Genomic DNA, 18,555 nt, shown 5'->3' with positions numbered 1-18,555 from the left:
ACAGGCCGTGAATACCGTCAATTCAGGGCCCGAGAAAACGTGCGCTCAGCGGCGCTTGGCTCGATGTTGCTCGATGGCGGCCTTGATGGCTGCAAGAACTGCGGGTTCCACAACAGGAGCGGGCTGCGCTCCTGGCGTGCGGATGGGTTTAGCACTGGCAGGAGCTTCCGGGAAAAAACGCGACACAATTTTGGAGAGCGCGGAAGTCACCACGATAAGAATCGCGAGAAAGACGAAGACAGTGCCCATCCCATAAATCATCAGGGATATACCCTGGCTCCAAAGCGACTCTTGCATAAACTCCTCATGATTCATCGATTAATCGGCTCTGTCCCTGGGCCAGAGCCGTACAACTACGCCGAAATCAAAGCCGACGGTTTACTCGAAAAAGTGAAGGGGCGGAATAGTGCAGCAGGATCGCGCCACAAACAACCCAAAAGGTGATAAATCGCGTGACAAATCACTGATCTTATCCGCCGTCACAACCTGAGCCGCTCTCAGTGGTAAGATTGCCGCCTTTTACCTAGACCAGAACTCCATGCGTATTTATCTCGCCCCCATGGAAGGCGTTGTCGATCACCACTTGCGGAAGATCTACGCCGATATCGGCGGTATCGACCTGTGCGTGACCGAATTCATCCGCGTCACCCACACCCGACTGCCGGAAAAAATGTTCCGGCGCTACTGTCCGGAAATGAGCGACCCGCTGCCGATTCCGGTGCGCGTCCAGCTGCTGGGCAGTGATCCTGAAATGTTGGCGATCAATGCTTACGCCGCAGCGCGCTACGGTGCTCCGGGAATTGATCTCAACTTCGGTTGCCCGGCAAAAACCGTCAATAAAAACCGCGGTGGTGCCTGCCTATTGAATGAGCCGGAGCTGCTGTTCGAAATTGCCCGACAAGTCCGCCAAGCCGTGCCCAATTCTATCCCGGTAACCGCCAAGATCCGCCTGGGCTATGAAAGCCGGACGCGCTATGTGGAAAACGCCCTCGCTTTGGCGGAAGGCGGTATAGCAGAACTGGTGGTCCACGGTCGATCAAAAACCGACGGATACCGTCCGCCAGCCTACTGGAACTGCATAGGAGAAATTCGCGAACGCCTAGCCATTCCGGTTATCGCCAACGGGGAAATCTGGACAGTGGACGACTATCGGCGCTGCCGGGAAGAATCCGGCTGCGACCATGTCATGCTCGGACGAGGTTTATTGTCCTGCCCAGACCTTGCTCTCGCGATTCGGGCCGATCAAGCAGGAGAAGCCTATCAGCCTATGACTTGGCCACATATCGCAGAGCTACTGTTGAAGTTCCAGCGCGAAACCACAGACTCTTACCCGCTGCAATTTTGTGGCAACCGGTTAAAGCAGTGGTTGATGTATCTGCAGCGCCAATATCCGCAAGCGCACACCCTGTTCGAGACTATTAAGAAAAGCCGCGATCCACACATTATCGAGAGCGCCGTTCGCGACGCCCGCGACTTGGCCTGCGCCGCTTAATCTCCTAGCGTGAGTCATCTCAAAAATCAGCCGAACACGGCATTTTTGAGATGACTAATTCTCTTCCTGATTGCGCCGAATAACTCTAGGCTCAGCCATCGGCAGAAACCGCCCCTCTTCCACCACAATCGCCTGGGTTCCGCCAAAGGAACCCATATCCTTCAATACATGACCGCGTTCCTGCAGCGACTTGCGCACCGCATCTGAAATACCCGGCTCAACAAATAACAACTCCGGTTTCCACTGGTGATGAATGCGCGGCGCTTCCATGGCGTCTTCCAAAGGCTGCTGCAGCGCCAGATGACGCAATAGCACCTGGGTCACCTGGGAAATAATCGTGGGCCCACCTGCAGCCCCCAGCGTCATCACCGGCTTGCCAGCGCGTGTCACTATGGTGGGCGACATGCTGGATAACGGGCGCTTGCCAGGTTCGACGCTGTTGGCGTGAGCTCCGACCAAACCAAACGCATTGGCCAAGCCTGGATCCAGGGAAAAATCGTCCATCTGGTTGTTGAGCAATACACCTGTGCCTGGAACAACCACCTTGCTGCCAAAGCTGGTATTGAGCGTAGTGGTAATGGCGACCCAGTTACCTTCGGCATCCGCCGCAGCTATATGGGTGGTGTGTTTGTTGAACAGAGCTTCTGCATCCGGCGGCAGACCGTGCTGAACGGAAGGGGCTGCGCGGGAGCGGTCGATCTGGGCTGCGCGTTTACGCAGATAGTCCGCATCCAACAGACCTGCCGGCACAGGAACAAAGTCCGCATCGCCCATCCAGTGAGCGCGATCGGCAAACGCCAGACGCATAGCCTCCGCGAGCACATGATAAAAATCGGCTTCCGCCATTTCCTGCAGAGGCAAGGGTTCGAGCATGGCGAGAATCTGGGCAACGTGAGTGCCGCCCGAACTCGGTGACGGGAAGCCGTAGATTTCAAAACCTTTGAAATGGGTGACCAGAGGTTCACGGACTTTCAACTGGTAGTTGGCAAAGTCCTGATAGCTGATCAGGCCACCGTTCGCACTCATCCAATTCGCGAGGCGCCGGGCAAAATCACCTTTGTAAAACCAATCCGGTCCCTGTTGGGCAAGTGCTCTGTAGCTCGCAGCCAAGTCCTGCTGACGCAATTGATAACCCGGTTGCGGAGCTTCGCCGGAGGGCAAAAGATAAATCGAGGCAGATGCAGGGAATTGCTGCAAATCCCCTTTCACCCCATTCAAACGAAGAGACATAGTACGGTCGATGGGGAAGCCTTGATCCGCCAGATGCGCAGCCGGAAGAATCACATCCTTCCACGACAGACGACCGCCGAGAGATTGCAAATGGTGATAAGCCGCAACAGAACCCGGTACGCCAACCGCCAGAGGCCCGGTTCTACTCAGTGCTGGCTGGACTTTGCCGTCGACAAGGAAGGTTTCCGGCGTGGCGGCCATGGGAGCCATCTCCCGCCCGTCAATCGCCAGGACTCGGCCATCCGCCAAGCGCACAAGAATAAAACAGCCACCGCCAATACCGGAGTTATGGCTATCCACCACTCCCAAAGTAAAAGCCACCGCGAGAGCGGCATCTATAGCATTGCCACCCGCAGCAAATGCAGCCAGTCCGGCAGAAGTAGCAAAAGGATTAACACTGGCAATGGCGCCTTTGTTATTTCCATATACAGCGGCATATTGCGGAACTTGAGGTTGGAGCTCTGCCGTTTGATGCGCGCAGGCTGCAGTACAAACGACGACAAATAAAAGCCAAATACGTAAAGCCGTTGCCATAGGTCGTCTCCTCGCCGAAAGGCGCAAGGGTAACAGCCTTATAAGAGAGTGCAACCGAAATAAAGAGTGCAACCCGAAAACGGCTGCATCAGAAGAAAGGGAGATATTAGAACCAGAAACTGCCAGCACGATGACCGGTTATCTGTAAGCTGCCGACCAATTTTCCACGGCTTAAAACACGGTGCTGCAACAACAACTCTTGCAGGTAAAACACATCAACCTCGCTTACTCGATCAGAAATGAGACAACCAGATCTGGACACATCGGTGAGACGCAGGACCGGGTCCCGCTGCGGCGCGCAATTCTACAAAACCGAAGAGCAATTGCAAGACAAAATTGATGAAAAATAAGACAGCGGCTTTCAATCTAAGCAAAGACGTTTTTGTCTTTGCTTAGATCACTAGAACCTGTAACGAACACTGGCACTTAACCGCCGTTCAAGGCCGGGGAAGTAGCGATGGGTATCGGTGTTGGCGATATCCGCGCGCTCGGCATAATCCCTATCAAATGCATTGAGCAGCGCCCAGCGCAATTCCAGTGACGGCGACAGTTCGGCCACCACATCGAAATCAACCAGGGTATGTCCGGGATAGGAAAATTGATTTCCAACATCCATGTAATAGCGCCCCATGTGATACACCTGGGAACCAAATCTGACCCGCGAGCCCCCTCGCCAATGCACCGCAAACTGATGCATATGCTCAGGCGCTGTATCCACTTGTAGGCCACGCAGATTTAAAGGCGCACCGGATAATTGCGGGTTGTTGCGATAGGTGTGATCGGCAATTTGGCCGTTAAAGGCCGCCGAAACCACGCCGTTGTTAAAGCCGACTTCATATTCAAAACCGCGGTGATCCGTATCCACGCCATTGACGTAGAGTCGATCGGTATTCTGAAAAATACCGTCGCGATTGCGCATCCAATAAATTGCCCCCTGCGCAAACCAGGGACCGCTCTCCCCTCGCATACCCAATTCGAATGAGGTGATGTGCTCTGGCTCAACATCTGTCGGATCGGGCGACTGGGTGCGATAAAGCTCGGTTACCTGAGGGATGCGAAAGCCGGTGGAGAATTTGCCGAAGCTGAAAAGGCCATTCCAGATTTGATAGACAAAACCCGTGTGCAGCGACGGTTCACTGAAGTGATTGTTCTGCGACTCCGGTCGATAAAACCGACAGCCATTGACGCCGGGCGCGCATGCGCTGCCCGTAGATAAATGATTGGTGTAATCGTAAAAGGTATGGTCCCAACGAGCGGCGAGGTCCAGGGCAAGGCTATGGGTGATCTGCCAATAAGCGCCGACATTAAACGCCGTGGTGCGCGCACGAACGCCGAAATCGTAATGATCGCCTTGGGGAATCTGCGCAGGCGAAAACGGCGCGGGGTTGTGTTGCACTTCCACCAGATCGCCCCAGGTCTGCTCGAACTCGTGGCTCCAATACACCTCGGTGTTGCGCGCTAAAAAACGCTTCCATTGCAATTGCCAGCCAACTGAATCGTGACCATTGCGCTCGGTCGGCTGCCAGGGCACGAAGTGCATCAAAAAATCCATGCGATTGCTGCGCAGGAATGGCGTAAATGTCCATTGCGAATCCAATTTGCGCATGCGCAAACGGCTATAGGCGCGCAGCGAATCTGCATCTCTATAAGCTTCCGGAAAGTTATTGCCGCGGCGCTGCAATTTATCGCGATAGGAATCGATACCTTCCAGATAACCAGCCGACTCCTGTTCCAGATGCATAAGCGTCAGGCCGTTTTCCACGGTAATCCAGTCGTCGCCTTCCCATTGATGCCGCAAAGACAGTTTTTGCTGTTTGACTCCGGATTCAGCGCGGTAGGAATCATCTTCGATGCCGGTAAACAACAATCCGGCGGAGTGGCGCTCGCCGGAAAAACCGCCGAGCAGTTGCAAACGTCTATATCCTTGGGAATTTGCCGTGAGAGAGATTTGATCTTCTATCTCCCCTGCCTGCGGCAAACGCACATTAATCGCGCCATATTGCGCATTGCCGCCGACAATGGATGCGTGAGGACCTTTAAAAACTTCGAGCTGATCGGCGGCTTCGTAATGACTGTCAAAAAATTCATTGGCATTACAGAAGCCCATGGCACGCAAGGAAATACCATCTTCCGCCAACCAAAAAGCTCCGCAAGCGCCGGAACCGGTAAACACCGGCGAACGTATGGCGACAAGTTGTTCCTGCCCGCCGCCGCGGCTGACCCATACGCCGGGAACCGTGGATAACACTTGGCTTGCGTGTTCCAAACCCGGATGCTCCAGTGGTTCCCGGTCTAATACATGACTGAGCGACGAGGTTTCACTCAAAAAGCGCTCGCTGCGCTCACCTAACACCACCACGGTCTGCAAACGTTCAGAGGCTAAAGCGGTTGCAGCAACAACACCGCTCGCCATTGCAGTTAAAGCTCTGATGAAACCCTTCCTTTTCATCATTGAGAAATACCCTATTTAGAAGTAGGTACCAATCTAAAAATCTCACCCGCAATCACAACGTACGGATATCCATCAGGACCGTCGGCAACATCGCGGATACGCCCGCGCCCCTGAAATAGCAGCTCGTCACCGACCACCTTATCACCGTCCACACGCACCAGGCGAAGTTGCTCTTTCGCCAAACTGCCTACGAGCAAATGACCACGCCAATTCGGAAAACGCTCACCGGTGTAAAAATCGATTTCGGAAACTGCAATGGAGGGCACCCAATAATGTTTAGGCTGCTCCATCCCCTCTTTATGAGTGAGATTGGTAATAGGCGTGCCGCTGTAATTCATGCCGTAGGTAATCACCGGCCAGCCGTAATTAGCGCCTTTGATAATCAAATTGATTTCATCGCCACCGCGCGGGCCGTGCTCAGCATCCCACAGCAGACCAGTACCCGACTGCAATGCCAAACCTTGCGGATTGCGATGGCCATAGCTCCAAATGGAAGGCAATGCTTTCGCATCTTTTACGAAGGGATTGTCCGCGGGAATTCGCCCGTCGAGATGCAAGCGATGAATTTTGCCGTTGGGATAACTGAGATCTTGCGCCAATTCCTGCTGACCGCGCTCACCGATACTGAAGAAAACATAATCGTCCTGAAATACCAGACGGGAACCAAAATGCACACCGGAGTCCGTATAAAACTTGCTGTCCGCGGCGAAAATTGTCTGCTCATCCACCCAGCGATCGCCATCGATTTTGCCGCGCACAACCTTGGTCATAGCGCCTTTTTTATCTGGGTGAGAAAAGGTCAAATAAATCCATCCACTCGTATGCTGCTGCACTTCCAGCAAACCGCCTTGGCTTTTCGACCAGACCTGCGGAATACCTTTTATTTCCGTGCGCTGGCCTTTATCAAATACCCATAATTTGCCGTCTTTTTGCGTAGAAATAATGCGCCCATCAGCGAGAAAATCCATGGACCACAATTCGCCCGGGGCCTCGGCGATTTTTTCCAATGCAAAAGAGTAGCCTGCAGCGGTAATGGTAGAAGTTTGCGGTTTTGCTGCTTTCTTCTCTGCGCCCTGCGCCACGCGTTCGCGAATCAGAATGATCAGCGCCCGAATATCCGCATCGGAAAGACTTTTTTCCCACGCCGGCATACCTACTTTCGGTATGCCTTTTTTGATCACCTGTGCAATCTCTTCATCGGTTTTGCCGTATTTCCATTGACCATTGGCCAGTGGCGGCGCCAAGCCGCCTGACATATCCGGACCGTGGCAGCTGGCGCAAAAGCTTTGATACATCTGCTCAGCAGAACCGGCTGCCCAGGTTTTGCCACAAATGCCAGTTGCAGCCAAAGCAAACAACCAGGCTCCTATCGAGCCAATGGACTTCAAATGCATAAGATTCTCCTGCTTTTTTGAATTATCGGAGTCGTTAAACGGCCACAACACCGGCTTTCGGATCAGAATCGACAGTGAGGTTTTTCATCCAAATGCCTTTCCCGACGCGCAGTCTGACCGGAATCCATTTGAGAAAATCCTCTAAAAACATCAATCCATACAAAATCGGGAATGGAGCTCCAAACCACACGGCCAACAGGAACAGCGGCACCCCCGCTCCCCACATCACAATCGTGTCGGTGATCAGGCAAAAACGCGTATCGCCACCCGCGCGCAAAATGCCGAGAATACGCAGCATATTCAGTACTTTCACCCACACGCCCAGACAGAAAATGGCGAGCGTATAGACCAACAGGCTGGAAGTTTGCGCATCCAACCCGTCGAATACATGCAAAATCCAGCCGCGCGCTAACCACAAGATAGCGGCCAGCGTTATCACTAAAACAATTACTGTGCGATTAAACAATTTGCACAGCTGTAATGCCTGCTCTTGGCGATCCGCCCCCAATGCCTGCCCGATCATCACAGACGCAGCACTTGCCAGCCCGATAAATAAGGCAAAAAACGCGCTCTCCACCGGCACCATAACGCCCATAACGGCGAGCGCTTCAGTGCCGGCGAATCCGGTTGCTATGTGATAGGTCGAATTGCCTACAGCCCAAAGCACATGGTTGAGCATCACGGGAAATGCGAACTGCAGGAAGTGCTTAGCTGCATTTTTGTTCGACAAATAACGCAGATGGTGGCGACTGAGAGCAAACAAATGGTGCGAATAAGCCAAGGCTAACCAGATCGCCAACAGCTGCAGAATTCGGGAGATCAGAGTACCCCAGGCGGCCCCTTCGACACCCAAGGCGGGAAAGCCGAAATGGCCGAAAATCAGCACATAGTTAAAAAAGACGTTGCTAAGTACAGCTCCTACACCCACAAGCAAAGGCATGATGGCATTGCCAGTCGAACGTAGAGAGGCTTCGTAAACAATGATGTATTGCGTCAACAACAACGCAGGCGCAGTAATTAAAAGATAGCGAGCCGTGAGACGAACCACTTCGGGATCGGGGTTGATCCATCCGAGCCAATAGGCCGATATGGCAAACAACAACACCGACGGCAAGGTTATGAGGGTTCCCCAGAACAACGCGATCACCAGGGTGCGCTGGCACTGCTCGTGATTGCCGGCACCAAAGTGTTGCGCAATCAAGATACTGCTCGATGCCGCGATGCCAAAGCCCATAACCAGCATCAAAAAGTGCAACTTGGCCGCAAGGCCAACCGCCGCCACCGCATTGGCCCCCAAGCCCGTGACCATCACCACATCCGCCATTCCGAGAAGCGCCTGTAACAAGCTTTGCAAGGCTACAGGAATGGCAAGTACGGCGATACGCCGCCAAAAAGCAGTTTGCATAATAAAGGGAACCCGGAAGACTCTGCCGGCACTCAAGCAAGTCCGATCTCGCTTGGCAGCTGACAATTTATAGAGTGGTAAAGCCAATTTGGCACAAATTATAGAAGCTTTATAAACCACCACAAGAAAGCATGTACTGCGCTTCGTTTTCCATACCGATAAGCGGCCTGCGTTTGGGCGACACAGCTGAGTTCTGCTATGATCGCGCGTTCGTTTTTTTGGTCCATTGCCCCTTCAGTTCATCAGCTCAGCGGAATATCTCCATGAATCTTGCCGATCAAGTTCTCGCCGTCAATGACGATCTTCCTATCCGTACCGACAAACCTGTCCACAGCGGCAAGGTGCGCTCGGTGTACTGGCTGACGGAAGCTGACAGCAAACGATTGATTCAGGAGAAAAACTATCCAGTCCCGGCGGATGCCCCGCTCGCCATTATGGTGATCAGCGACCGCATCTCTGCATTCGACTGCATCTGGCACGGCGAAGGTGGTATGCGCGGCGTTCCCGGTAAAGGCGCAGCGCTCAATGCCATTTCCAACCATTGGTTCCGCCTGTTCCGCGAAAAGGGTCTGGCCGATAGCCATATTCTCGATATTCCTCACCCATTTGTCTGGGTCGTACAAAAAGCCAAACCGATCAAAATCGAAGCCATCTGCCGCCAGTACATCACCGGCTCCATGTGGCGCGCCTACGCTAATGGCGAACGGGAATTCTGTGGCATCCGTCTCCCCGACGGTTTGCAAAAAGATCAGCGTTTGCCAGAGCTGCTGATCACCCCTTCAACCAAGGGCATCTTGCGCGGCATTCCTGGCGTACCCGAACAAGATGACGCCAATATTACGCGCGACGATCTGTTCGCCAATTACGCTGCATTTAACTTCCGCTCCACCGCCGATATCGACCTGTATGAAAAATTGCTGAAGCAAGGCTTTACCGCAATTGCGGAATCACTCGCGCAACTCGATCAGATTTTTGTCGATACCAAATTCGAGTTCGGTTACGTTACGGATAAAAACGGCGAAGAAAAATTGATTTATATGGATGAAGTCGGCACGCCGGATTCCTCCCGCATTTGGGATGGCCCTTCCTTCCGCGAAGGCAAAATCGTTGAGCAATCCAAAGAAGCGTTCCGCCAGCTTCTGCTCAGCTATTTCCCAGATCCAGATATTCTGTTGAATAAAAACCGCATGCGCGAACGAATCGCGCTGGCGCGCGACAATGCTCTGCCACGCGACATTTTGATGGAAGTGTCACGCACCTATCTGGACATCGCCGAGCGTATTACGGGTGAAAAAATTGCAGTGCCAGAAAATCCCAAAGCGGAAATTTGCGATATTTTGCGGCGTGAATATAAATTGATCGACTAAATCCGCCTTCTCCACCCCTCCCACGACGGGAGGGGTCTCGCCCATTCAATCCCACCTTTAAATATCACTCTCCGCTTCAATCGCAAACAATCGATGCAAGCAACACACTTCAATTAACTTGTGAATGGATTTGCTGGGATGAATCAAGCGAATTGCTGGGGATTGAGGCGGGAGTTTGTGCATCAACGCGATTAGCGCACCTATACCTGAGCTGTCCATAAATAGGGTTTCGCGGAAATCAATGGTGATCTGCACACACCCATGAGCTCTCAAATACGCCTCGGTTTTCTCGATGCATTCATTACCTGCCATGTAATCAAACAAACGGTCAGGCCGAATCACAATTCCCAAGTCTTTATCGTATTTGATCTGCATGGCGGATCCTCAGCTTATTCAAAAAGCCTAGTTCATCACCGAGGTCCGCTCCATGTAAGGAAGGGAGTAAAGAGGAAGAGAGTGTCAATATTTTATTTTTGACACAGATTTTTTGCGGAATATTTGACGCGCCGCCAAAAAGCCAGCAAAGCTGGCGCACAAAATCAAAAAACGCCGTATTTATCGGTTACCAGAACAATTTTGCCAATAACGTTGCCTGCCTCTAATTCTTTATGCGCCAGCGCAACGTCTTCCAAAGGAAATACTTTGTGAATAATCGGCTTTATACGTTCCGCTAAAACGGCGGGCCAGATTTTTCGACTGACATGGCGCGCTATGCTGGCCTTTTCATCTTTACTGCGCGCGCGCAAAGTCGAACCAGTCAAGGTAAGGCGTTTCATCATCACCGGCATAAAATTGACTTCCGCCACAGCACCTTCCTGAAACGCGATATTGACGATGCGACCATCTTTAGCAGCAGCTTGAATATTTCTTTGAATATAACTGCCGCCTACCATATCGAGAATAACGTCTGCACCGCGGCCACCAGTGATTTGTTTCATCACTTCAACAAAATCTTCTTCCTTGTAATTAATTCCGCGCAGTGCACCTAATTTTTCGCATACACGACATTTGGCCTCGCTGCCTGCCGTTGCGTAAACACGTGCACCGGTAATGCGAGCCATTTGAATGGCAATAGTGCCAATGCCGCTGCTGCCGCCGTGAATCAGCAATGTCTCGCCAACGCCCAATGCACCGCGGTCATAAACATTGCTCCACACTGTAAACAACGCTTCTGGCAAAGCTGCAGCGACAACAAAATCCAGCGCCTCCGGCACCGCCATACATTGCTTGGCAGGCACGCTGACAAATTCCGCATAACCTCCGCCGTTAGTCAGTGCGCAAACGCGCTGGCCGACTCGCCAAGGTCCCGCGTCGCGTCCAACGGCAGCCACAACCCCCGCCACTTCCAACCCCAAAATGGGCGAAGCGCCCTCAGGTGCAGGGTAACGCCCCTGGCGCTGCATAATATCTGGCCTGTTAACGCCAATCGCCGCTACCTGAATCAAGACTTCGTCCTGCTCAAATGTCGGCAGAGCACCGCGCTTTAATTGCAGAACCTCGGGACCACCGGGTCTTTCGATATCAATAAATCTCATCATGGCGCCAACCTCCCGATATCCCAATCTCCGGTAGACGTCGACACATATTCGAAGCGGTCATGTAAGCGGCTTCCGCCGCCCTGCCAAAACTCGAAACGATGAGGTACCACTCGATAACCTCCCCAAAAATCCGGCAAAGGAACTTTGCCATCGGCAAATTTTTCCTTCATACGCTGAAATTGCTCCAACAAAAACTGCCGGGAGCTGATGCGTTGGCTTTGTTGCGACGCCCAGGCGGCAATTTGACTATCTCGCGGGCGGGAAACGAAGTATTTAAGCGATTCAGCTGCACTTAACCGCGAAGCCGTACCGTTAACCCGCACCTGACGCTCCATCATATGCCAAGGGAAGTGCAAGCTGACTTTAGGGTTGGAAATAATGTCGCGTGCTTTTTTACTGTTGTAATTGGTGTAAAAAACGAAACCTTGATCGTCCAGGTGCTTGAGCAAAACGATACGCTGATCCGGCTGGCCATCCGCATCCACAGTCGCAAGTACCAACGCAGTCGGATCGGGAATTCCACTGGCGACGGCTTGTTCGAGCCAAGATTTAAACTGAATAAAGGGATTGTCGTTCAAATGGTCGCGGCGTAAACCGCCTAATAGATACTCACGCCGAATCTGTTCAAGATCCATCGATTCTCTCTTCTTTATCAATAGATGAACCGTCGCTCCTTACAGCAGAGCGGCGTTTCTTGTTATGCGCATGTCACCAGTTGATGCGCCACCTTGTTGCTTCTACTTGTTGTTTACTTCTATTTGTTGTTTGCTTCTATGTATCTGAATAAATAATTTTCGCGGTAGCAAAATTCCCGCTTAACAATTCAATACGGAGACAAAATTGGCCAACGATACATTGGGAGTGCTTTTGGCTGGAGGACAAAGTCTGCGTATGGGACAAGCGGACAAATTTCTCCTGCAGCACAACAACCGCACCTTGCTGCAGCACTGCTTGGACTTGGCCCGTCCTCAGGTTGGAGAACTGGTCATCAACGCCAATGGCGACCCTACCCGCCTGGCAAACTACATGCTGCCCATTGTGCCCGATCTTTGGCCAGACCACCCTGGCCCGCTGGCCGGCATTATAAGTGTAATGTCGTGGGCGCAAAAAGCCCGAAAGCGTCACGCCTGGCTGGCGACCTTCGCGACAGACACACCCAATTTCCCCGCCCATTTGGTTCTGCGTTTGCGCCAAAGCATCGACGCCAACAAGAGCCTGGTAGCCGTCGCTCGCAGCCAGGAGGACGCTCATTACACCTTTGCCCTCTGGTCTATGTCATTGCTGCCGAACCTTCTGGAAGCCTTTAATTCCGGGGAGAGAAGTCTGCACCGGGTTATTCAGCAGCTCAAGGCCAGCTATGTTTTCTTTGCGGAAGAAGCTTGTTTTTTCAATCTGAATACTCCGGATGACTGGGACCGGTTAAAAGGAAAGCAAGCGCCCTAGAAGCCAGCCTTATCCTTTTTCAAGCAGCCACCACAGATTTTTATGCCGAAATGTTTACTCCTTCACGAACTGATCATAATTCGACCTGACAAGACCGGGTCTATGTATTCCTTTAAATAAAATCGTGCTAAAACAGGCCAACGCTGACGATGGAAGACAGCGAATGCTGGGTATGCCGAAGAAACTTAGGCCATACTCACCATGTCTACCACCGATGAAAAATTGAATAACCATAAGCCCCAGCGAACCGGGAAAACAGCATGAAAAGTCGTTTGTCTGTCCTTGCTCTTGCCACTTCTGCTCTTGCCACATCTTATGCGGCCTACGCCGCCGCCCCTGAAGGCTTCACCACTATCTGTACGCTTGACGAGAGCTGCGCCGTTGAATCCTCCACTTTGGTTGCGTTCAACAACAACGGCAAGTTTTCCTATAGAACCCTGTCCGGAAATTTCATTTGCAACGGCAAAACCTTTGGTGTGGCAGGCAAGCCTGCAGCTAATTCCACCTGTATGACACTGGACCCTGCCATTAACAGCGTCGCCAGCTCATCCAGCTCTGGCACGGTTCAAGATGTGGCCGAAGCGGATGCCAAAGTGCCCAGTGGGGTATATGCCATTGTCTCCCGCTCCAGTGGCAAAGCCCTGGCGATAGCTGATGGCAGCACCGGAGACGGTGCACTCCTGGTGCAACAAGACTTTATCGAAGATCCACATCAATTGTGGCAATTGGAAGATCTCGGCAACGGTTATTACTCCCTGACCGCCTACCACAGCGCCAAAGCCCTGGAAATTCAGGACTTCTCCAATAGAGATGGCATCAAAGTGCTGCAACAACCGTGGATAAATGGCTGGGATCAGCACTGGTCGTTGCAAAAACTCAACGGCGGTTTTTACCGCATAAGCGCACGCCACAGCAGCCAAGTGCTGGATGTGTACGAACTGAACAAAAAACACGGCGGCCCCGTCTCCCTCTGGACCTACTGGGGTGGCGAAAACCAACAATGGCGCTTGCTGCCCATTGAAGTTGCCCAAGCCACTACCGCTGAACCCGCGCAGCTATCACCTACCCCATAAAGTTAAACGCACCTACCCCATAAAGTTAAACGCACCTACCCCTTAAAGTTAAAGGCCCCTTAAATCTCTCTCACAGCCCCTCTTATAGGGGCTGTTTCTCACTCTTATACTTTACCTTTCGTACCTATTGCCTTTTGCTCCCACCACTATATTGCCTAGTGCGCACAATCATTTTTGGTCAGAGCACCAAAAAAGAACATATCTCGCGAACCCAAACGCAATTTTTTGATTCATTACCTCCCCTAATAATCACATTTTTGGTGCGAAGATTTTCTTCTTCCGATTTGCTCAAGTGATGAAAAATCAACACCAAGCTTTTGATTTTTGGGAATTAATTTTCCCACCCCAATTTTTCTTTCAAGCTGGCAAGAAAATTGCGCCAGTGAATTTTGTTATCAGCCAATCATATCCCGCGCACGAAAATGATTCAGTGAGCGGCATTCTTAAATGCATCTCAATTTTTAAACAGCAATTAAAAAGCTGTACATCAATTGTTGTGCAAAACGAATGATAAACCCGGCGTGATAATTCCGAGCTTCACATTTGGAGCTGTTATGAAATAGAAATCGGAAAAATCCACTTCTGCACTTCTTAAAAAATCCGTTTGACTTGTCCATTGGGGTGAATATCCATGAGATCGTTTTGCAAAAAAATTCTTGCTTTAGCCTGCACCGTTGCTGCGTCAACACCCGCTTTTGCGCAAGAGGCAGCGTCGATTACTGAGGCCCTTAAATCCGGAAAAACCCAACTCCATCTGCGTTTTCGCTATGAGAGTGTCGACGAAGACACTCTGGAAGATGCTGCAGCGACAACGTTAAAAACTCGCTTGACCTACACATCCGGAAGCTACAAAGGATTTGGCTTGACACTGGAAATGGACGACACATCCGAAATAGGCAAACAGGATTACAGCGATGGCGTCACCAATCGCGGCACAGCGGTTATAGGCGATCCAGAAGTCACAGAAGTTAACCAATCTTTTATCAGCTATACCCACGGCGCAACCACAGCAAAATACGGTCGTCAGCGCATTATCCTCGATAACCAACGTTTTGTTGGCGGCGTCGGCTGGCGCCAGGACGAGCAGACTTTTGACGGTTTTACCATTGCGAGCAAACCGGTTGCAGGACTTTCACTTTTTTACGGCTATATCACCGACGTCAACCGTGTATTTGCCGAAGCACAAGACCACAACCACGAAAGCCATTTATTGAATGCACGTTATGACACACCATTTGGCTCCGTGATTGGTTACGGATATTTATTGGAAAACAAAACCAACCAAACACTGTCCAGCGATACCTTCGGCTTGCGCTGGCAAGGTAAAGCCGGTACCTACCTCACCTATAACCTCGAATACGCACAGCAAAAAGACGCCGCAGAAAATCCCGTCGATTATTCCACCGACTACATGCTGGCGGAAATCAACGGCAGCATTCCGGTTGCCGCCAACAAAATTAATTTGGGTGTTGGTTACGAAGTGCTGGGTTCTGATGATGGCGTAGCCGCATTTACCACCTCATTGGCCACCTTGCACGCGTTTCAAGGATGGGCGGACAAATTCCTGACGACTCCAGCTGCGGGAATTGAAGACATCTACTTCAGTATCGGCACCACCGTCAAAAGTGTCACCTTGGGTTTTGTGTATCACACCTACTCCGCAAATGAAGGCTACTTGAATTACGGCAAGGAATACGGACTGGTGGCAGAGACAAAAGCGGGTCCAGTGGGGCTGACTTTGAAATACGCAGACTACAGCGCAGACGCGGATGCACCGACAGCCGTCGGCTTTACCCACGACACCAAAAAATTGTGGCTGATGGCAGCTGTAACCTTTTAATAGAAGGAAGATTGGCGGCGCAGGATGCGCTGTCAAATTAAGATGATTGAATACGAGCAACTAGTTTGGCTGCTGCAGTCTGAAGCAATACAAAACAGATTGATGCGGCCAATAACCACTCCAACGCGATCCAGCCAAATAAAATAGGCGCCCGCATCATATTCGCCATCAAGGATTCCTGATAATAAAAAAACCATTGATGATCCGGCGGGAACAACCAGATATGCAGAGCGTAAAAAACTTTAACCGGGCCTATCAGCATCACAACGACTGTGATCAACGCAATTAATATAAATGTGCCTATTAATTGAAGTTTAAGAGACGGAACAGGTTTTCTCGCTTTGGCGAAATAAACCAACAAACCAATCCAAATAACTGCTGCAACCACCACCAGATAAATTGCCGAATCAATCAGATTGGCAACGTCTTGCAAATGGACAATCTCCGGCTCACGCAACAAGGTCTGGGGCGCATGTCCAGGAACTGTATAGCTCAGGTCCTCCAATCCTTTGCCGCCTTGGTGGATCGCCTTAACAATCCCTGCGAACAGCTCTATGCGCTGCTCGCGGGTGGTCTGATCAAATCCGTAGCGGTATTGATTGGAAGACGCGAACCGATCGATTGCCTCACCTACCCCTCCGTGGTCATGCCAAAACCCATAGGAAAAGTTGGCCAGCGCTAACAGGATCCAACTGACCGCCAAAGCCACGAGCAAACCGCTGAGCGCCAGCGGCGTGGCTCTCAAGAGATCTCGCCAGAGATTGCTCCACCGAACGGCATTCGACTTGGGCTTAGGGTGAATCTTGGATGACTTCATGGTCAATGTTCGTGATTCCGGTTGACTGAGGATGAGATAGATGAGGCAAGGCGAAGCATGCTTATTTGAACAGACAGTGCTTGGCGAAATCCTTCGCTTCCGCCATGGTCCAGTCTTTTTCTGGCTTCTTCTTCATATTGTCACACCACTTCTGGCTGCCAACCTCTGGGCTGCAAGCCGTCAGGGCCAATACACAAACCACCATCAAACTGCTCAAAACTCTTCGGATCACTTTAGACAACTCCAGGTTTAACGGGAGCCTCATATTAATGGCCGAGGCGGAAGTCGGCAAATCGAGAGATCAAAAGAGTTAACGTTTACGCAGAAATAGCCGCCAACAAGAGTTCTACAAAGGTGCAGGCAAGCCATATATGCACACAAATAAATCATCAAATAGAAATTTTCGTGACTTATTTTCAATCAAATTGCTACAAAAAAGCCCATTTTTGGCGCTTATTTTAATTTTTATCCGCCCTGGCGTAGAGCTTGCAATCGCAATTTCCCCAGTAACTCGCACCAATGTGTTCCAGCCTGATTTGTCGCAACGGCAAAACGACATGGAATGCACGTTTCACAGCCAGACAGGGCAATCCGATGAAATCGCACAAACTCAACTTACTGGATATTTCTCAGGCCAACATTCGTTTATTACATCTCACTTGGTTCGCGTTTTTTCTAACCTTCGTCATTTGGTTTGCCCACGCCCCGCTGAAACCATTGATTATGGAAAGTTTTAATATGACAGCGGATCAATGGAAGGCGCTGTTGATTTTAAACGTGGCACTCACCATACCGGCCAGAATCGTAATAGGCATTCTCGTCGATAAATTTGGCCCCAGAATTATTTACAGTGTGCTTCTAACAATCTCCGGATTAATGTGCATCGCATTCGCAGCCGCACAAACATTCGAACAACTCGCCCTATTTCGGTTTCTACTCGGTTTTGTCGGCGCCGGATTTGTTATAGGCATTCGCCTGGTGGGCGAATGGTTTCCAGAACGTCAGGTAGGTCTTGCAGAAGGCATATATGGCGGTTGGGGAAACTTCGGCGCGGCAGCGGCAGCCATTATTTTGCCAACTATTGCTGTCATGGTATTTGGTGGAAAAAACGGCTGGCGCTATGCGATAGGAATGATCGGCGTTGTAGCTATCGCTTACGGCATTTTCTTTTACTTAAGAGCTCGCAATACTCCCAAAAACACCGCCTATTTAAAACCTAAAAAATCCGGCGGATTAGCCGTCAGCAATCGCAGGGATTTTTATTTTTACCTAGCGATGAATATCCCTATGTATTTGATTTTAGCCGTTCTGGCCTGGAAGCTTTCGCCAGCGGAAATAGGCCTATTAAGCAATACCACAACCTATTTTTTGTACGCGATTTTAGTTGTCTTATGCGTCTACCACTTCAGCCAAATCTACAAAGTCAATAAAGACATGCTGAAAGGTGTAACCACGCAGGAACCATATAAATTCTCCCAAGTAGCCGTGCTCAACTGGTCCTATTTCGTAACATTCGGTTCCGAACTGGCAGTGGTTTCCATGCTGCCCGCATTTTTTATCGACACATTCCCCAACATGTCCCTGGCCATTGCCGGCTTACTCGGTGGCTCTTTTGCCTTTATGAATTTAGTTGCGCGCCCCGGCGGCGGTTACATCAGCGATAAAATCGGCAGAAGAAAAGCGCTCTCCATTTGCGTAATCGGCTCCGGACTCGGCTATTTCGCCTTATCCCAAATCACCCCCGAATGGCCCCTCTTATTCGCGGTAATCACCGTTATTTTCTGCTCCCTCTTCGTCCAAGCCGGCGCCGGCGCCGTCTTCGCCGTAGTCCCCCTAGTAAAACGGTAAGCGCTCAACAAAGCACCCGGTTGACAGCCCCAAAGCTTTGCTTCAGCTGCTCGATATCCACATTCCACGGCAGCAGCTTTTCCACATCCTCCACGGTTTTCGCTCTGGGCTGATGTTTGAAC

16 protein-coding genes and 1 pseudogene are annotated in these 18,555 nt (G+C 51.1%); 7 read left to right on the top strand and 10 right to left on the bottom strand.

The genetic code is table 11. From position 1 onward, the window contains the following. Nucleotides 1-45: 45 nt before the first annotated feature. Nucleotides 46-297 (bottom strand): OadG family protein, encoded by a 252-nt coding sequence (locus DWB84_RS14625; RefSeq protein ID WP_187410562.1) that lies wholly within the window; start codon nt 295-297, stop codon nt 46-48. A 241-nt stretch (nt 298-538) separates the two neighbouring features. Here DWB84_RS14625 and DWB84_RS14620 point away from each other — a divergent pair, with 241 nt between their 5' ends. Further along, nucleotides 539-1,492 carry a tRNA-dihydrouridine synthase gene (locus DWB84_RS14620; RefSeq protein ID WP_187410561.1) on the top strand — a complete coding sequence of 318 codons (954 nt, stop codon included), beginning with the start codon at nt 539-541 and terminating at the stop codon, nt 1,490-1,492. 54 nt (nt 1,493-1,546) lie between these two features. On the opposite strand, the gene ggt is transcribed toward DWB84_RS14620, so the two are convergent. From ggt to DWB84_RS14600, 4 genes are all read right to left on the bottom strand, one after another. Continuing rightward, nucleotides 1,547-3,256 carry a gamma-glutamyltransferase gene (gene ggt, locus DWB84_RS14615; protein ID WP_187410560.1) on the bottom strand — a complete coding sequence of 570 codons (1,710 nt, stop codon included), beginning with the start codon at nt 3,254-3,256 and terminating at the stop codon, nt 1,547-1,549. Nucleotides 3,257-3,656: 400 nt separating this feature from the next. Next, entirely contained in the window at nt 3,657-5,708 is a 2,052-nt protein-coding gene (locus tag DWB84_RS14610; RefSeq protein ID WP_187410559.1) for a TonB-dependent receptor, read from the bottom strand. Between the two features lie 11 nt (nt 5,709-5,719). Then, complete coding sequence (locus DWB84_RS14605) at nt 5,720-7,102, bottom strand: PQQ-dependent sugar dehydrogenase (protein WP_187410558.1); 1,383 nt, start codon at nt 7,100-7,102, stop codon at nt 5,720-5,722. A 34-nt stretch (nt 7,103-7,136) separates the two neighbouring features. After that, on the bottom strand, nt 7,137-8,507 hold the full coding sequence (locus DWB84_RS14600) for an MATE family efflux transporter (RefSeq protein WP_187410557.1): 1,371 nt from the start codon (nt 8,505-8,507) through the stop codon (nt 7,137-7,139). A 263-nt stretch (nt 8,508-8,770) separates the two neighbouring features. On the opposite strand from DWB84_RS14600, the gene DWB84_RS14595 reads away from it, so the two are divergent. After that, the gene (locus tag DWB84_RS14595; RefSeq protein ID WP_187410556.1) at nt 8,771-9,874 is read left to right on the top strand and encodes a phosphoribosylaminoimidazolesuccinocarboxamide synthase; all 1,104 of its coding nucleotides are present in this window, start codon (nt 8,771-8,773) and stop codon (nt 9,872-9,874) included. A gap of 57 nt (nt 9,875-9,931) precedes the next feature. Here the strand turns inward: DWB84_RS14595 and DWB84_RS14590 are convergent, their stop codons facing one another. The 3 genes from DWB84_RS14590 to pdxH all read right to left on the bottom strand — a co-directional run bounded on the left by DWB84_RS14590 (nt 9,932) and on the right by pdxH (nt 12,047). Beyond that, on the bottom strand, nt 9,932-10,249 hold the full coding sequence (locus tag DWB84_RS14590) for an STAS domain-containing protein (protein ID WP_187410555.1): 318 nt from the start codon (nt 10,247-10,249) through the stop codon (nt 9,932-9,934). A gap of 164 nt (nt 10,250-10,413) precedes the next feature. Next, complete coding sequence (locus DWB84_RS14585) at nt 10,414-11,412, bottom strand: NAD(P)H-quinone oxidoreductase (RefSeq protein WP_370589726.1); 999 nt, start codon at nt 11,410-11,412, stop codon at nt 10,414-10,416. Then, the gene (gene pdxH / locus DWB84_RS14580) at nt 11,409-12,047 is read right to left on the bottom strand and encodes a pyridoxamine 5'-phosphate oxidase (protein WP_187410554.1); all 639 of its coding nucleotides are present in this window, start codon (nt 12,045-12,047) and stop codon (nt 11,409-11,411) included. Before pdxH ends, DWB84_RS14585 begins: the two co-directional genes overlap by 4 nt. A gap of 205 nt (nt 12,048-12,252) precedes the next feature. Between pdxH and mobA the strand changes: the two genes are divergently transcribed. From mobA to DWB84_RS14565, 3 genes are all read left to right on the top strand, one after another. Further along, on the top strand, nt 12,253-12,855 hold the full coding sequence (mobA, locus tag DWB84_RS14575) for a molybdenum cofactor guanylyltransferase MobA (protein ID WP_187410553.1): 603 nt from the start codon (nt 12,253-12,255) through the stop codon (nt 12,853-12,855). Between the two features lie 260 nt (nt 12,856-13,115). Further along, the gene (locus tag DWB84_RS14570; protein ID WP_187410552.1) at nt 13,116-13,928 is read left to right on the top strand and encodes an RICIN domain-containing protein; all 813 of its coding nucleotides are present in this window, start codon (nt 13,116-13,118) and stop codon (nt 13,926-13,928) included. Nucleotides 13,929-14,559: 631 nt separating this feature from the next. After that, nucleotides 14,560-15,768 carry an alginate export family protein gene (locus DWB84_RS14565; RefSeq protein ID WP_187410551.1) on the top strand — a complete coding sequence of 403 codons (1,209 nt, stop codon included), beginning with the start codon at nt 14,560-14,562 and terminating at the stop codon, nt 15,766-15,768. A gap of 37 nt (nt 15,769-15,805) precedes the next feature. Here DWB84_RS14565 and DWB84_RS14560 read toward each other — a convergent pair whose 3' ends face one another. Together DWB84_RS14560 and DWB84_RS14555 are read right to left on the bottom strand one after the other, a co-directional pair. Next, nucleotides 15,806-16,585 carry a DUF1461 domain-containing protein gene (locus DWB84_RS14560; RefSeq protein ID WP_187410550.1) on the bottom strand — a complete coding sequence of 260 codons (780 nt, stop codon included), beginning with the start codon at nt 16,583-16,585 and terminating at the stop codon, nt 15,806-15,808. 61 nt (nt 16,586-16,646) lie between these two features. Beyond that, a complete protein-coding gene (locus DWB84_RS14555; RefSeq protein ID WP_370589725.1) occupies nt 16,647-16,817 on the bottom strand; it encodes a DUF3012 domain-containing protein in 171 nt (56 codons plus the stop codon). A gap of 139 nt (nt 16,818-16,956) precedes the next feature. Here DWB84_RS14555 and DWB84_RS19115 point away from each other — a divergent pair, with 139 nt between their 5' ends. Both DWB84_RS19115 and DWB84_RS14550 read left to right on the top strand, forming a co-directional pair. Then, the gene (locus DWB84_RS19115; RefSeq protein WP_255429042.1) at nt 16,957-17,322 is read left to right on the top strand and encodes a hypothetical protein; all 366 of its coding nucleotides are present in this window, start codon (nt 16,957-16,959) and stop codon (nt 17,320-17,322) included. Beyond that, nucleotides 17,204-18,430 (top strand): annotated as a pseudogene (locus DWB84_RS14550) (MFS transporter); the annotation flags it as partial. The gene DWB84_RS19115 and the pseudogene DWB84_RS14550, both read left to right, overlap by 119 nt. Nucleotides 18,431-18,555: the final 125 nt, after the last annotated feature.

The organism is Saccharophagus sp. K07 (assembly GCF_014336955.1).
Classification (GTDB): Bacteria; Pseudomonadota; Gammaproteobacteria; order Pseudomonadales; family Cellvibrionaceae; genus UBA5868.
The sequence above is the reverse complement of the archived record's forward strand: the minus strand, read 5'-3'. Positions and strand labels throughout refer to the sequence as shown.